15 protein-coding genes are annotated in these 14,076 nt (G+C 41.2%); 11 read left to right on the plus strand and 4 right to left on the minus strand.

Translation table 11 applies throughout. The annotated features are described in order from the left end of the window. Positions 1–37: 37 nt before the first annotated feature. Genes EYB58_RS18250 through xseA form a run of 3 tightly spaced genes read right to left on the minus strand, consistent with a single transcriptional unit; the run spans position 38 to position 2,530 of the window. Positions 38–979 carry a polyprenyl synthetase family protein gene (locus EYB58_RS18250; RefSeq protein ID WP_111958755.1) on the minus strand — a complete coding sequence of 314 codons (942 nt, stop codon included), beginning with the start codon at positions 977–979 and terminating at the stop codon, positions 38–40. Continuing rightward, positions 976–1,203 (minus strand): exodeoxyribonuclease VII small subunit, encoded by a 228-nt coding sequence (xseB, locus tag EYB58_RS18255; RefSeq protein ID WP_111958753.1) that lies wholly within the window; start codon positions 1,201–1,203, stop codon positions 976–978. Before xseB ends, EYB58_RS18250 begins: the two co-directional genes overlap by 4 nt. Continuing rightward, on the minus strand, positions 1,184–2,530 hold the full coding sequence (gene xseA, locus EYB58_RS18260; protein ID WP_111958751.1) for an exodeoxyribonuclease VII large subunit: 1,347 nt from the start codon (positions 2,528–2,530) through the stop codon (positions 1,184–1,186). The genes xseB and xseA overlap by 20 nt, the downstream gene beginning before the upstream one ends. A gap of 1,103 nt (positions 2,531–3,633) precedes the next feature. On the opposite strand from xseA, the gene EYB58_RS18265 reads away from it, so the two are divergent. The 3 genes from EYB58_RS18265 to EYB58_RS23345 all read left to right on the plus strand — a co-directional run bounded on the left by EYB58_RS18265 (position 3,634) and on the right by EYB58_RS23345 (position 5,253). After that, positions 3,634–4,017 carry a DNA translocase FtsK gene (locus EYB58_RS18265; protein WP_111958749.1) on the plus strand — a complete coding sequence of 128 codons (384 nt, stop codon included), beginning with the start codon at positions 3,634–3,636 and terminating at the stop codon, positions 4,015–4,017. Between the two features lie 122 nt (positions 4,018–4,139). Continuing rightward, positions 4,140–5,036, plus strand: coding sequence for a tyrosine recombinase XerC (locus EYB58_RS18270; protein WP_111958747.1), 897 nt, complete (start codon positions 4,140–4,142; stop codon positions 5,034–5,036). Position 5,037: 1 nt separating this feature from the next. After that, positions 5,038–5,253 carry a hypothetical protein gene (locus tag EYB58_RS23345; protein ID WP_163354480.1) on the plus strand — a complete coding sequence of 72 codons (216 nt, stop codon included), beginning with the start codon at positions 5,038–5,040 and terminating at the stop codon, positions 5,251–5,253. Between the two features lie 494 nt (positions 5,254–5,747). Here EYB58_RS23345 and EYB58_RS18280 read toward each other — a convergent pair whose 3' ends face one another. Then, complete coding sequence (locus tag EYB58_RS18280; RefSeq protein WP_111958741.1) at positions 5,748–7,382, minus strand: RNA-binding domain-containing protein; 1,635 nt, start codon at positions 7,380–7,382, stop codon at positions 5,748–5,750. A gap of 235 nt (positions 7,383–7,617) precedes the next feature. Here EYB58_RS18280 and EYB58_RS18285 point away from each other — a divergent pair, with 235 nt between their 5' ends. The 8 genes from EYB58_RS18285 to EYB58_RS18320 all read left to right on the plus strand — a co-directional run bounded on the left by EYB58_RS18285 (position 7,618) and on the right by EYB58_RS18320 (position 13,825). Further along, positions 7,618–8,067 (plus strand): hypothetical protein, encoded by a 450-nt coding sequence (locus tag EYB58_RS18285; protein WP_111958739.1) that lies wholly within the window; start codon positions 7,618–7,620, stop codon positions 8,065–8,067. A gap of 21 nt (positions 8,068–8,088) precedes the next feature. Further along, positions 8,089–8,286: a YwbE family protein gene (locus tag EYB58_RS18290; protein WP_111958737.1), complete on the plus strand. Its 198-nt coding sequence runs from the start codon at positions 8,089–8,091 to the stop codon at positions 8,284–8,286. A 15-nt stretch (positions 8,287–8,301) separates the two neighbouring features. Next, positions 8,302–8,748, plus strand: a complete 447-nt coding sequence (locus EYB58_RS18295; RefSeq protein WP_111958735.1) for a hypothetical protein — start codon at positions 8,302–8,304, stop codon at positions 8,746–8,748. 176 nt (positions 8,749–8,924) lie between these two features. Then, positions 8,925–9,584, plus strand: a complete 660-nt coding sequence (locus EYB58_RS18300; RefSeq protein WP_111958733.1) for an MBL fold metallo-hydrolase — start codon at positions 8,925–8,927, stop codon at positions 9,582–9,584. An 8-nt stretch (positions 9,585–9,592) separates the two neighbouring features. Continuing rightward, the gene (locus EYB58_RS18305) at positions 9,593–9,889 is read left to right on the plus strand and encodes a transcriptional regulator (RefSeq protein ID WP_111958732.1); all 297 of its coding nucleotides are present in this window, start codon (positions 9,593–9,595) and stop codon (positions 9,887–9,889) included. Beyond that, entirely contained in the window at positions 9,890–10,108 is a 219-nt protein-coding gene (locus EYB58_RS24845) for a YjbQ family protein (protein WP_111958730.1), read from the plus strand. 592 nt (positions 10,109–10,700) lie between these two features. Then, a complete protein-coding gene (locus tag EYB58_RS18315) occupies positions 10,701–12,446 on the plus strand; it encodes an ATP-binding protein (protein ID WP_111958728.1) in 1,746 nt (581 codons plus the stop codon). Positions 12,447–12,448: 2 nt separating this feature from the next. Continuing rightward, positions 12,449–13,825: a sigma-54-dependent transcriptional regulator gene (locus EYB58_RS18320; RefSeq protein ID WP_111958726.1), complete on the plus strand. Its 1,377-nt coding sequence runs from the start codon at positions 12,449–12,451 to the stop codon at positions 13,823–13,825. Positions 13,826–14,076: the final 251 nt, after the last annotated feature.

Below are 14,076 nucleotides of genomic sequence, written 5' to 3' on the forward strand. Positions count from 1 at the left end.
GTACCCATCCAGATTGGTACTTGTTATAGTCCTGTTGTCATCGGTTCCTGTTAATAATGTAACCGGCAATGGCGCGCAACGGCTCGCTTTTTTCTTTAAATTCCTTTTCCTTGTAACTGTCCAAAGCCGCCAAAGCATTGGCCACAAGCTGCTTTGAAAAATCTTTTGAACCTTCCAGGCCCAAAAGGGCAGGAAAGGTCATTTTGTCGTGCAGGGCATCGGTCCCCACGGCCTTGCCCATGACCTTGGGGTCACCCTCCACATTCAGGATGTCATCCATGACCTGAAAAGCAAGCCCGATATTTTGCGCATAGGTACCCAAAGCGTTTAACGCTTCCTTATTGGCACCGGCACTGATGGCCCCTGACGCAACACTGACTTCTATCATGGCCCCGGTTTTATGCCGGTGGATTTTCTTTAAATGGGCAAGCGCATCGGCGCTGTCCGCAGGAAGATCCTCCGGCTTCTTTTCAGCCTGCATATCAAGCATCTGGCCTTCCACCATGCCGTTTATACCGGCGGCTGCAGATATTTTTTTCACCAGAATCAACCGGGTTTCGGCATCGGGGAAAACCTTGAAACAGGACCCGGGTGCCGCAAGAATATGAAAGGCATGGGTTAAAAGTCCGTCTCCGGCCAGAATGGCAGTGGCCTCGGAAAATTGTTTATGACAGGTCGGAACGCCTCTGCGCAAATCATCATCATCCATGCCCGGCAGATCATCATGGATCAAAGAATAGGTATGAATCATTTCAATGGCACAGGAAGCGGGTAGGGCGATGAGTGGATCTGCTCCTAAGGCATGGGCCGTTGCCAGCGCCAGGGCAGGGCGGACCCGTTTGCCCCCGGCCATCAAAGAGTGCATCATGGCCTGCACAAGCTCGCGCTGTGGGTCTAGTTCATCAAAAACGTTTATCAACGCCTCATCAATCAGCTTTCGGTTCCGGAGCAAATATCCGGAAAGGTCAAAGGTGCTCATTGGTCTTCCTTAAAATCTGATACATTGGGCTTGCCGTCAGAATCCATGGTCAATTGGGTAATTTTTTGTTCGGTTTTATCTAAAATATCAAGGCAGAAACGGGTATTGGCAATCCCGTCTTCGTATTTTTTGACTGCCTTTTCCAATGTCAAATCACCGGATTCCATTTCTTTGACAATGCTTTCAAGCTGTTTTAGTGCTGACTCAAAGGTTTTCTTTGCCATATGTTTTTACAACCCGGGCATCCAGGCGTCCTTTAGATAAAATAATTTCAATGTCATCGTCTGAATTAAGCGTGTCAGCATCCATTACAACATGACCGCCAGCATGACTGCGGGTGATGCTGTAACCGCGCTTTAACACCGCTGACGGGTTTAAGGCCTCAAGCTGGACATGTTGTTTATTTACCCGATCTTTGCATTGCTTCAGGTAAGCATGAAAAAAAAAATCCAGATTTGCCTGAAGATCCTTAACATCCTTTATATATGTCGGAATGCAGGGTAGGGTGCCTGCAAGCGCTCTGTTAAGCCATTGGGTTCTCTCGCGCTGGTAAGTAATACGATTTTTGACCAGAGAAAATAATCTGGATTGGAGATCCTCGAGGCGGAACCTGAAATCATCCACAACCCTGGCCGGACTTTTAAGCCGACTGTATAAATCGTTTATACGTTCTCGTAGTTGAAGGATACGACGCTCAATTTTATTGTTTAACTCATTTTGCAATCCAAGAATTTGATGAACAATAGCCGTCTGGTCAGGCAAGGCCATCTGGGCCGCAGCCGATGGGGTAGGGGCCCGAAGATCGACGACAAAATCGGCAATGGTGAAATCAATTTCATGACCAACGCCCGAAATGACGGGGATTTCAGATTCAAAAACGGCCTTGGCCACGGTTTGGGTGTTAAATGCCCATAAATCCTCTAAAGATCCGCCGCCCCTGGCAATGATAATCAGGTCACAGGTTTTGACCGAATTGGCAAGTTCAATGGCCCGGGCAATCTCAAATTCTGCCGTGTCTCCTTGTACCTTGACGGGAATAATTTCAAGGGGAACGCTTGAACAGCGTTGTTTGGCCACTTGAATAATGTCACGAACCGCAGCACCCGTGCCCGAGGTGATCACATGGATGCCCGACGGCAAAAAAGGTATTTCTTTTTTGTGCGCCGTATCAAACCAGCCCATGGCAGCCAGTTTGGCCTTAAGCTGTTCAAAGGCCTGTTGAAGTGCGCCGGTACCTTCGGGTTCCATATGCTCAAAAATAAGCTGGTAGGCTCCCCGGGGCTCGTAAAGGGAGAGGCGGGCCATGCCTTTGACTTTCATTCCGTTTTCAGGGGTGAATTTTAAATGGCGTTTCTGTCCTTTAAAAATCACGCAGGAAATTACGGCAGCTTCATCTTTTAATGAAAAATAGGAATGACCTGAAGCAGGCGTTGAAAAATTTGAAATTTCACCTGTGATCCATAAAAAAGGATACTGATCTTCAAGCAGCTTTTTAATCTGTCTTGTCAGGGAGCCTACGGTGTAAACTTTATTATTTTTCTGTGGTATCATTCATTATTCCTGGCTTATGCGCAAAGTCAGTACTTATAAAATAAATCATTTATAAAAGTCAATAAGCGCAAAACCAGGTTTCCCCGTTGGTTGTGGTAAAGGTTAAAAGCAATTCTACTTTTTTAAACTTTTACAAGGTCTGATAATATATAAGAGGTAAATTTTTGGAGAAGAATGGACAGATAAGAAAGATATCCATTCAATTTCTAAATAATAGCATTGATATTGATATGTCAAGAAATATTTAATTATTATAATAAAATTCAGTAAATAAGGATTATCCAGTTCTGGGAAACTTGACCTCACCACTCAAAAATCGTTATTCACGATTATTTCAATTAATAAATATTTAAAAATCGTCATTTCCGTTCATTTTTCTTTAATAAACTTTGTTTTTATTTAAAACCCTGAAAATTAACAAAAATAAATGAAAATTAAGATTATTATATGAGGGTAGGGGGGCAGGACATGCAAAGTAGGCCCACTTTTTCAAAGGGGTCTACTTTGCGTCCTGCCTTATTCGCTCTGCTCAACGGAAACTTATTCACTCTGTTCAACGTAACAAGCTAAAATTCCTAAAAAACATTTGCGTATCAACATAAGACCGATCATAATAGATCACCCCATGAGAAGCCTTTTGTTGCCATTATTTAGTGTCTGAGGAGTGGCTTCTATGCTTGTATTTTTAACCGCCACCTTTTGTGCTAAAAATTTTTTATTGAAATCCACAAGTATAAAATCTTTTTGGTCGGTTTTATTTTGAAGGGTTTTATAGAAACAAGCATCGCTTGCTGTTTAAAAACCTATGTATGGATTGTGATGAGTGAAATAATTAGTCTTAGATGAAATTTTTGTAACTCCATAACAAGTCGTCATAAATATTTATTTTTATTTATGCCAAATTATTTAGTTCTATTGAAATAGCTTATTTATAGGTGTCTGGGGCTGATGACAACTTGGCATAAAATCATAATAACTTGAATTATTACTATTTGGTATGAATTCTGCTGTATGGGGTGTTACATGGCTTTGATGCTTTTTAGTGTATTGATTTTACTATGTTTTTTTATTAATCCGTACTTATTAAGACGCTATTTTCAACGATGGAATCTGAAGTCGCTGAACTCTTGGATGTTCTTTATGTCGTTTTAAAGACTATTGAAACGTCAGTTGATGAAGTCTTCCCGGATCTCAGTCATGATGTCAGGGAAAAATTTTTAGATATCCAATTAAAGTTTGATAGTGTCTCTAAATTGTTCAGCTATCAACAATTTAATGGTCGGGATTATTCAAGAGCCGTGAATATAGTCAAGGATCGTGGTTATGCCTCAATTTCCGAATTATCCAGGGAACTGGGAATTATTTACAAAGAATCCGTAGAGATGATTGATGAGATGGAACGACAGGGAATTGTCAAAACTCTTGACCAAGAAACGCCCGTTAAAGGCATTAGAACTTATAATTATGGTTATCACCAAAACGAATAGTATTTTTTCCCGGGATTTGATTATGTTTCCTTCAATGTCACGGGGGCATGTCTACCTACCACTCCTCGGCGCTTGTGAATACTCTGCTCTGAAACATAAGGCTTGCGCAGGAATAGACCGTTATGATTCTTGATGACTATCTGATTATTCTGGAAGCTGAAAAAGGGTATTCTGCCCATACGCTTCGTGCCTATTTTACGGATATAAAGAGCTTTACCTTTTTCTATCTGGATACCTGCAACTGCAGGGATGAAAACTGGCAACAGACCTTTGAAAAAATGGTCCAACAGGTAGACAAGACGATCGTGCGCAGATATCTTGCAGCCCAGACTGACTTGAAAAAAAGTAAAAGAACCCTTTCAAGGCGTCTATCAGCATTAAAATCTTTTTTTGATTACCTGGTCAGATCCGGGATGATCTCGTTAAATCCTGCTGATGCCATTCCTTTTCCAAAACTGGAAAAAACCCTTCCCAAAGCCATGGATATTGATGATATTTTCAGGCTGTTGGACACCATGAAAAGAGATACATGGATGGACAGACGCAATCTTGCCATGTTTGAGACCTTTTATTCCACGGGCATGCGAATCGGTGAGCTTCACATGCTTAATACCCAGGATATTGATTTTAATGCCGGGCTTATCCGGATTCTGGGCAAGGGAAACAAGACGCGCATCATACCCGTGGGCAAACGCTCCCTTGATGCCATCCAAACTTATCGGGCAGATCTCAAGGAAAATTTTTCTGCCGTATTCTTAAATAAAAATCTTGGAAGGCTTGGCAGGCGGTCCATTCGACGTATTTTTGATAAGGTGGTCTTGGAATGCGGTTTAGGCTTGAAAATATCACCCCACACCCTGCGGCATACCTTTGCCACTCATATGCTGGATTCCGGTGCAGATCTTCGAGGTATTCAGGAAATATTGGGCCATGCCAGCCTGTCTACAACCCAGGTGTATACTTATGTGAGCATGGATCGCCTGATGGCGGTGTACGACAAAGCCCATCCACGAAGATAATTTGAAAATCATCAAGCTCTTCATAGATTCGACGGTTATCTTTGCCCCTGGCATTAAACGCCTGAACATTGATGATCATCACGTTGATCCCGGCATCCGAAGAAAAGCTTTCAAGGTTATGGAGTTGCTTGGAGTTGTAAATAAAAAATTTGGGCTTGATCATAAGATGGGGCACCCAGACGGAGACTTAATTTGTATTGTATATAACAAACTGTAATGACTATTTTTATTTTTCCCCTAAAAAGGTTAAGACAAAATGGCCGACGTTATGACCAAATCCAAAAATTTGGCTTTCTTGTTGTATGTTTCTTGAAAGTATTCTGCCCTGATCTCCAAGGACTTATAGACACCTTTCCGGATAGCAATGCTGGGCACTACAATTATAAATTTGGTTCAGCCGAAACACTTATTCATTTCAAAAATGTTTTTTATATAGCAATAGGTTTTCCCGGTTCCGGTCTTCACCTCCACGTCAAGGTTTAATGATGACACCTTGTTTTTAACCAGGCTTTGGGATTGCGACAGATTCTGAAGGCGCTGTGCCTCCTATATATTTTGAAGAATCTGCTGCTCAGTGTGTTTGGCCGCCCTTTAAAACAATCCACAACAGACTCAACTGCGATTGTCTGATAAGCCTGCTTTTTAAATTTTAGCTTAATTTTAAACTACTTAGTATATTTTATTCTGCATTTATTCTGCAAAATATTTATTTTATTCTGCAATTTTCCATTGAGGAGCCTTTTTAGAGCCCTTATTTTGAATTTTTCCTGATCTTCGAAGTTTGGTAAGAAGATTGGCAATTTTTTTCTTTTTTTGTTCATTATCCAAAACACTGCTTAATTTATCCAAAAGCAATTTATCGATCTCCCCACGAGACGCTTTGTTAAATTTTTTCAAATAATCAGTGATCAGTTTGCAGTAATAATCGTCATCTTGGGCTCTTGTTTTTATGTAATCGGCTTTACTGGCTGTCACTTTGGCCACCGTAGCAGATACATGTAAATGAGGTTTACGTCCCTCGATTAACCCCAGCCTTCGCAGGCGCTTGATCATATCATCCGACAATGGCAACCTTTTTTGAACTCTGTCTAATGCCAGGATTTGATCAAGGGGCAAATTTGTCTTTTGAATAAGCATCCGGCTATACGCCGGATCAACTATTTTCCCATGAATTCTAAGCTTAACCGCATTGGATTCACTTAAATCAAAATCAGGCATTGGAAAAAAACGACGTGCCTGGGCAACGTGGATGGAATGAATACCATACCCCATGGTGTCAATCATATTCAATTCAGTCATTGCCTGGGCCAGGAAAGGATTGCGATACCGGCGCGGCGTTTTATTTCCGATAATATAGTCTTCGGGAAGTCCTTCAAAAAATCGGCCTTCGTTTTCAAAATACAGACAATCCGGCTGTTCCGTCACAATGATACGTCCGTTACGTGAGTAATCTTGGTGAGCGATACAATTGTGCAGTGCTTCTAAAACAATACGTTGATCGTATTTGGAAACCTCGACGGCAAACAGTTGATCATCCGGAAGAATGCGGACCTGAATATTTCGTATCCTTCGATATACACTTGTTGTATTCAGGAAAAAAGGCAGTCCGAAATGTTCATACGCCCGTTCAGGCCCTTCAAGTTTCCAGGTGATCTGCCCTGGATGTGGGGACAGCAGATACGCTGATTCCGGTTTTCCCAACAAAAGTATTGTTGTGCGTGTAATTCTGCCATCCTGGGTTAATTTGGCCCGGTCAAGAAACGTCTTCATGGGCCAACCCATAACCTCTTCGCTGGAAAATCGGTTTGCATATTTTTGTGCAAACGACTCACGTGCTTTTTGCAGGGCATCCGTGTCAAGGTGATCAAAAGTTCCATCAAGGATGATCTGGGCAGACCAGTCTTCAATCATCGTCTGTTGACGGATATTATCAAGCTTATCAAGTCCCAGATGGGTTAAGCTTTCACCGGCACGGGCATAATAATGGCCTTTCCATGCAATGGGCATTCCCAAAGGCGCGGAAGGCACTTCAAAGAGCACAACACGTCCCTGAGAGAGCTGCAATTCATAAATATTTCGAAACGTGATGCTTGGCTCTGTACTGTCAGCAATCTGCATTTTTGTGCTTTGCAGTCGTTCAGAATCCAGGCGGTAATTAGACCCCACCACAGAACGGGTTTTATTGTTAACGCCAAAAATCAACCAGGCACGTTCCAATCCGCGCAAATTTGCTTCGTTGGCCAGGGCAGAAAAATAAGAGCCAATTTTATCCGTTTTATCATCGTTGCCGGCTTCTTTAAACTCAACAATTTCACTTTCCCATGCATCAATCGTGTGCGGACTCATGAGTTTAAAAATTTGTTCTACGTTTATTTTTACACTGTCGTCCTTAAAGCCGGAACACCCCGGATTATCCCTGTCACTTCCGGGGGCATTATATCTTTACAGAAACTTTTTGTGTTGCTAATCATTATATTTAAGAACATGCTCTTTTGAAAGATTAAGAATCTTTTTACCTGTAAACAACCGGGAAAAAAGTAACGACTGGTCTGAAGAACTGAAAACTAAATGGGGTGACCATATGAGTTCTGCATCAGTTAGATATTTTATTATCACAGATGAATCCGAAATCCTCCGAGTGTCAATCAATAAGTTCAAACGTCTTTTAGAAGCAACAAGTGAGGAAAAATTAGAAAGATTCGCCGGAAAGCGTGTGCGTGCTGCAGAAATTTGTGTAAAGATTGAGCACCGAAAGCCAATTGAGGTTATACGTGCTATTTATTATTATTTGCACTTCAATGAAAAAGGTATCCTTGATAAAGAGTATTTAATAAAAAGTCGCGATATTGTATTTGCTGCAGGTGAGATTTCCAGCATATTCATAGAAAAAGAACAAGGAAATGTAATCAATGCACAGCAGGAGTTTGCAAAAAGGCAACGTGATCATGCTGTATGGTGGAAACCTAATATGCAACTTGAACGCAATATCTTAGATGCTTCTATTGATGAGTTTAAGTGTAAAAGATTATAATTATATAGGGCAAAAAGTATAATGACTGGAGGACAAAATAGAACGCAAATCAAAACCGGACAAACCGTATCCATTGTATTAAAAAAAGACCAAAGAACAGGCGTCCTGACCCAAGGCGTCGTAAAAAATATTTTAACAAAATCGTCTTTCCATCCCCATGGTATAAAAGTCCGATTGAAAAATGGCCTTGTTGGCAGGGTTAAGATCATTTACGGTTAAAAATTCAGATTCACCATGTATTTTAAAATCACATATTCAGCCATTTATAACTGGAAAGGTTCAGGGACCGAACGGGAACAGAACGATCCAAACCTTATGGATTCATTTTGTCATTTGATCATTGCTCAAGAAGCAACTACCGAGGCCACCTGGATAACCCTAATCGATCAAGGCGAAGATACAGGTGTGCCGACAACCAACTGTATCCATTATATTATCCCAAGAATTTGTGAAAGATTTAAATTGAAGATAGCCAACCTACGTGTTTTTGAAGTCTGGCCTTACCATCAAGGAGACCTCAGGCTGAAATATACAGAAGTTGTGATATCCGATATAAGTTTTGACGATGACAATGAGCGTGTGCTTCGAAATTCCTGGAGACCAACCGATGATCAGGATGCCAAGATCCTGGATCAACTCATTAAGACAGTTGGTGATAAAGTCATCTGTGAGGAAGTTTAATGGCATACAATATGAAAATTAAGGACACTTCTTTTGACGATACCCATGAGTTGCCCTTACCGAAGATGTCGGAAATACCATTCAAGCCGGATCTTCAAACGATAGATAGGATTAAAACCACTATGTTCGGTTCATATGAATTTTAGGGAAATACTGTTTGTAAGCGGAGTTGGACAATGAAACAGATTATCAAAAATATTTATCATGTAGGCGATAACGAATGCTCAGTCTATATGGTGGATACACAATCGGACCAGGGATTGGTTCTGATTGATGCAGGCATGAATTTGGATATGATCAAGCACATCTCATCTTTGGGACTGAGGTTTGAAGATATTCAGCACTGTATTTTGACCCATTGCCATATTGACCATATCGGTGGCTGTGCAGAATTAAACCGGGCGTTACCAAACATAAAATTCTATGCTCATGAATTAGATGCGGCTCCAATTGAAGAGCCTGGTCATGATGGCAAGACTGCGGCATCCTGGTATGGTGTGAAATATGAGCCGGTTAAATTGTACAGGAGATTAGAATCAGATACGACTCTCACCCTTGGAAATTGTGTGTTTCAATGTATCCATACGCCTGGACATACGCCTGGATCAATATCGGTTCTTGTTGAGTCAGAAGGGAAGAAGGTCTTGTTCGGACAAGATCTGCACGGTCCTTTTAATGACGGTTTTTTATCCAATCTACAGGATTATCAATTGTCTATGCAGAAATTGTTGGATCTGAGTGCAGACATTCTATGTGAAGGTCATTTTGGGATTTTTCAACCAGCTGATGAAGTCAAAAAGTATATTGAAACACACAAATTTCAGAATCAGCCGTAGATACAGTAATGAACGAAAGAACGCAAACCATCAGGCAGGAAATTATAAATCACCTTGAAAATGGTCCCATGACTTTACGGGATATTTCACAATCTGTTGGTATTATGGAGAAGGATGTTGCCCATCATTTAGAATTCATAGATAAAACTGTCCGGACCCAAAAGAAAAGAATTCTAATGGAAGCTTACTACTGCCTGAATTGTGGATTCGAGTTCAAAAACAGGAAAAAATTCAAAAAGCCTGGTAAATGCCCTTCTTGCAGAGATGGTAGGATAGCTCCAACTGTTTTCTGGATCGAATCTTAAATTAACGCCCTAGCGCCTCCATGCCTTAAATATGCCCATGAGCAGGCGTGGCATAATGGCCACAACCATTTTCAGGCTGCATTGCTGGGTCCCTCTGTAAGCATTTCGGTTCGGGACGGTAATTTGACATTAGCCACCTGGCAGCAGGTTGCGGTGATCAATCATAACAATGGCCCCAGAAAGCGCGCTGTTTTGTTGACACTTGTTGGACGTTCATAGCTCTGATTAGGCCAAATGCCATGTTCATGGACCGAAAATCAAGATTATTGGAGATTATCCTGACCACCGCCAGGATGGCAAGGAAGAATTTAAACTCCAGGAATTTAATTTTTACAGAGCGGTACATTGATCTGTTATTGGTTAGGGACTCTGGGCACCACATAGTCCGGTTACATACCGGTCACCGCTTTTCATTTCTTTGAACTTTTACTTAATCTTGGTTTGAAAAGCTATCTAATTTATAGATCAGATGATCTCAGACGTTTTAAAGAACTGGAAGGGATTGGAGGATTGTGAGTTTCAACCTAAATGCCAAACTTTTTCAATCTTGTCAGTTGGACCACGAGAATATCCTTGATATATATGAATACCCCCGGTATTGATATGTCTAAATGTAAATCTGATTAGGCCATCTCAATTTTTCAATAGCGCTAATTTCAGGGCGGGGTACAAATTAACAAAATTTAAAAATATAAAAACAGTTATCGAACGACATCCCGGACATCAATAAAGAGTCGAAGTGACAATTCGTTTTTAAATAATTATACTACAAGTATTAGACTGTTAACTATTTATTTAACAAAAGCCTTTAATGAAAAAAATTAAAATTACAACGAACATCCCTCCCCTGATTCTCATTGGAACGATTATTGTTCTTTTCCCAATTTTCGCCTTTATGACGATTGACAGGATCAACAAGCAAAAAGAGCAAAGTATAAACCTGCTGCTTGAAAAGGGCACTGCATTGATCAGGGCATTTGAGGCCGGAACCTATACAGGAATGATGAATATGAGGTGGTCTGGTACTGCTGTGGAAAATCTGCTGGCAGAAACCGCTGCACTGCCCGACATTTCTTACCTGTTTATTGTAAATAAGGATGGGGAAATACTGGTTCACAATCAGAAAAAAAAAGAAGGAAACCTGTATGGCCGGGATCTGGATCTTCAGGCTGTGATTAAGGAGAATAAAACCGGATGGAGAATTATAGAAGATCAAAGCGGTAATCAGGTATTTGAGGTACACAAAAAATTTTCACCGCTAAACACGAACAGATCACAGCGCTCAAACTTGATGATGGGCATGCATCGCAGAATGCATGGCAATTGGTTCAATGAGATTGATTTGTATAAAGATACGATAATTTTTGTCGGCCTTGACATGGAATTGATCACAAGTGCAGACAGGAGTGATACCCAGCATGCGATAATGATGGGAATAATTCTGGCGTTGATAGGGTTTACCGGGTTCGTCCTGGTATTTATCGTTCAGCGGTACAGCCAGGCTAGATCATCTCTTTCAAGAATACAGGTATTCTCCGATAATCTTGTGGAAAATATGCCGATAGGGCTGATCGCCACTGATATGAACAGCCGGGTCATTTCAATCAATCCCGCAGCTTCAGCTATTCTGGATATCTCTCAGGATCTCAATCTACAGGGGATCGACAATGTTCTTCCCGGTGAAATCAGACATCTGCTTGAAACAATTCCAGGCGAAAAGGGCCTGATTGAAAAAGAGATTATAATTAAAAGAGGTGACAAGTCAGAGAGTACACTGGAAGCAATTGTCAGTCCGCTATTTGATAAAGAGGGAACTTCTCTGGGCACCCTGCTGATCCTGCGTGATAAAACAGAACTTCATCGTCTTAGAACCGAGATTGAACAAAATAAACGGCTTGCTGCAATCGGCAGGCTTGCGGCTGGCGTGGCCCATGAGATAAGGAACCCTTTGAGTTCCCTGAAAGGATACGCTACTTTTTTCAAAGAGATTTTTGATCCTGATTCTGAAAACTTCACGATAGCCGACACGATGACCAAAGAGGTAGACAGGCTGAATCGAGTGGTTGGGGAGCTGGTAGAACTTGCCAAACCGGTAGCTGTTTCAGGAAGTCCAGTCGATGTTGGCGCGCTTGTTTCCGAATGCCTGCAGTTGATCGCCTATGAACCGGATGCAGAACATATCGAAATAAACACAGCTATCGAACCTGGGCTGCCCCAGATCAATGCGGATGCGGACAGACTGAAACAGGTATTGCTTAATCTCTGCCTCAATGCAATTCAGGCCATGGAAAATTCAGGTGTATTGAATATTAAAATATATAATGAAATGTCTGGTGAAACCATTATTATTGAAGTGTCTGATACAGGATGCGGAATAAAGCAGGAAGAACTTCATGATATTTTTGAACCTTATTTCACGACAAAGCTTTCCGGCACAGGACTTGGACTGTCTATCGTGCATAATATCGTAAAGGCTCATAAAGGGAGAATAGAGGTTTCGAGCAAACAGGGAAAAGGTACGGTATTTAAAGTTTTTTTACCCAAAAGGATATCCTGAATATGAAAAAAAACAAAAGCACGATTCTGGTTGTTGATGATGATCAGACTCACCGGAATATGCTTAAAACATTATTGGCCAAATGGGGGTATCTCATTGAGGAAGCGGACGACGGGCAGGTTGCCATTAATCTGGTTGAAAAAAAGCCCTACGATCTGATTCTTATGGATATTAAAATGATAAAAGTCTCCGGACTGGTTGCCTTGGCTGAAATAAAAAAAATAAATCCTGCCATACCCGTAATTATCATGACGGCTTTTTCTTCCGTCCAAACTGCGGTAGATGCTTTGAAGAATGGTGCATACGATTACCTGACCAAGCCGTTTGACTTCGACAAGTTGAAACTTACTATCCAACGTTCTCTTGAACACACCCGGCTCAAAAAAGAAAACCTACAGCTCAGGGAGAGTCTCGGAAAAAATTTTGACTGCAGTAATATCATTGGCAGACATGAATCCATGAAGGAACTGATTCAGACCGTTTCTCAGGTTGCCGGGACAGATGCCACTGTGCTAATCAACGGGGAATCAGGCACAGGGAAGGAGTTGATCGCTGGTGCGCTTCATTACAACAGTCATCGGAAAAATGGACCTTTTATAAAAATCAATTGTGCGGCAATTACGGAGACATTACTGGAATCTGAGTTGTTCGGCCATGAAAAAGGCGCTTTTACAGGCGCAAACCGCAGTAAAGAAGGGAAATTTCAACTGGCCGACCATGGAAGCATTTTTTTAGATGAAATCAGTGAGACATCAATGTCCATGCAGGTCAAACTGCTAAGAGCACTGCAGGAAAGAGAAATCACGCCTGTTGGCGGGGAAAGATCAATCAAAATAGACACCAGGATAATTGCGGCAACCAATAAGAATCTCGTTGACCTGATAGCCGGCGATGATTTCAGAGAAGATTTGTATTATCGCTTGAATGTCATCAGTCTAAAAGTTCCTCCTTTAAGGCAGAGGACCGGCGATATACCTCTTCTTGCACAGCATTTTTTAAAGATCTATTCTGAAAAAAACAACAGACCTATTAAGGGGTTCACCCCGGATGGAATGGACAAGCTGACAAATCATAACTGGCCGGGAAATGTCCGGGAGTTAATGAATACAATTGAGAGAAGTGTTATACTTTCAACCCGGAACTATCTGGGAGCCCATGAAATCCAGATCGAAGATAAAAGCGCCGAATCGTCAGAGACCGGAAATCGCAACAACAATTCAATCGATTTAGGAGACAGATCTCTGCACGAGATTGAAAAACTTGCCATATTGAAAATGCTGGAAAAGACAGGAAATAATAAGAGTGAAACCGCCAGGCGGTTAGGTATAGCCAGAAGGACCCTTCACCTAAAACTCAAAGAATACGGCGTCATGGATTAATTGTGAGATGGTGGTTGATACCCTTGATCCCATCCAGCAAAGGATATGCTTAATTACAGATTTTAAAATATAAGGATGGCTATATTTTATCCAAATCAGTGGCTAAAAATTATCCACTCTTTCTTAATCAAATAAAAACCCATCAAGCTTAAAGATCAATATTCTCTTTTATTTCAAATCATTGAATGAAAAATATAAGGCGGCACGTGTCTTGTTCTTTATCGTATTAAAAGTAATCATAAATATAAGGA

This window comes from Desulfobacter hydrogenophilus, from assembly GCF_004319545.1.
In the GTDB taxonomy this organism is placed as follows: domain Bacteria; phylum Desulfobacterota; class Desulfobacteria; order Desulfobacterales; family Desulfobacteraceae; genus Desulfobacter; species Desulfobacter hydrogenophilus.

What these genes read in the sequence shown, in the direction of transcription:
- EYB58_RS18250 (WP_111958755.1), bottom strand. Translation starts at nt 979, where the DNA reads ATGAGCACCTTTGACCTTTCCGGATATTTGCTCCGGAACCGAAAGCTG.
- xseB (WP_111958753.1), bottom strand. Translation starts at nt 1,203, where the DNA reads ATGGCAAAGAAAACCTTTGAGTCAGCACTAAAACAGCTTGAAAGCATT.
- xseA (WP_111958751.1), bottom strand. Translation starts at nt 2,530, where the DNA reads ATGATACCACAGAAAAATAATAAAGTTTACACCGTAGGCTCCCTGACA.
- EYB58_RS18265 (WP_111958749.1), top strand. Translation starts at nt 3,634, where the DNA reads ATGGAATCTGAAGTCGCTGAACTCTTGGATGTTCTTTATGTCGTTTTA.
- EYB58_RS18270 (WP_111958747.1), top strand. Translation starts at nt 4,140, where the DNA reads ATGATTCTTGATGACTATCTGATTATTCTGGAAGCTGAAAAAGGGTAT.
- EYB58_RS18280 (WP_111958741.1), bottom strand. Translation starts at nt 7,382, where the DNA reads ATGAGTCCGCACACGATTGATGCATGGGAAAGTGAAATTGTTGAGTTT.
- EYB58_RS18285 (WP_111958739.1), top strand. Translation starts at nt 7,618, where the DNA reads ATGAGTTCTGCATCAGTTAGATATTTTATTATCACAGATGAATCCGAA.
- EYB58_RS18290 (WP_111958737.1), top strand. Translation starts at nt 8,089, where the DNA reads ATGACTGGAGGACAAAATAGAACGCAAATCAAAACCGGACAAACCGTA.
- EYB58_RS18295 (WP_111958735.1), top strand. Translation starts at nt 8,302, where the DNA reads ATGTATTTTAAAATCACATATTCAGCCATTTATAACTGGAAAGGTTCA.
- EYB58_RS18300 (WP_111958733.1), top strand. Translation starts at nt 8,925, where the DNA reads ATGAAACAGATTATCAAAAATATTTATCATGTAGGCGATAACGAATGC.
- EYB58_RS18305 (WP_111958732.1), top strand. Translation starts at nt 9,593, where the DNA reads ATGAACGAAAGAACGCAAACCATCAGGCAGGAAATTATAAATCACCTT.
- EYB58_RS18315 (WP_111958728.1), top strand. Translation starts at nt 10,701, where the DNA reads ATGAAAAAAATTAAAATTACAACGAACATCCCTCCCCTGATTCTCATT.
- EYB58_RS18320 (WP_111958726.1), top strand. Translation starts at nt 12,449, where the DNA reads ATGAAAAAAAACAAAAGCACGATTCTGGTTGTTGATGATGATCAGACT.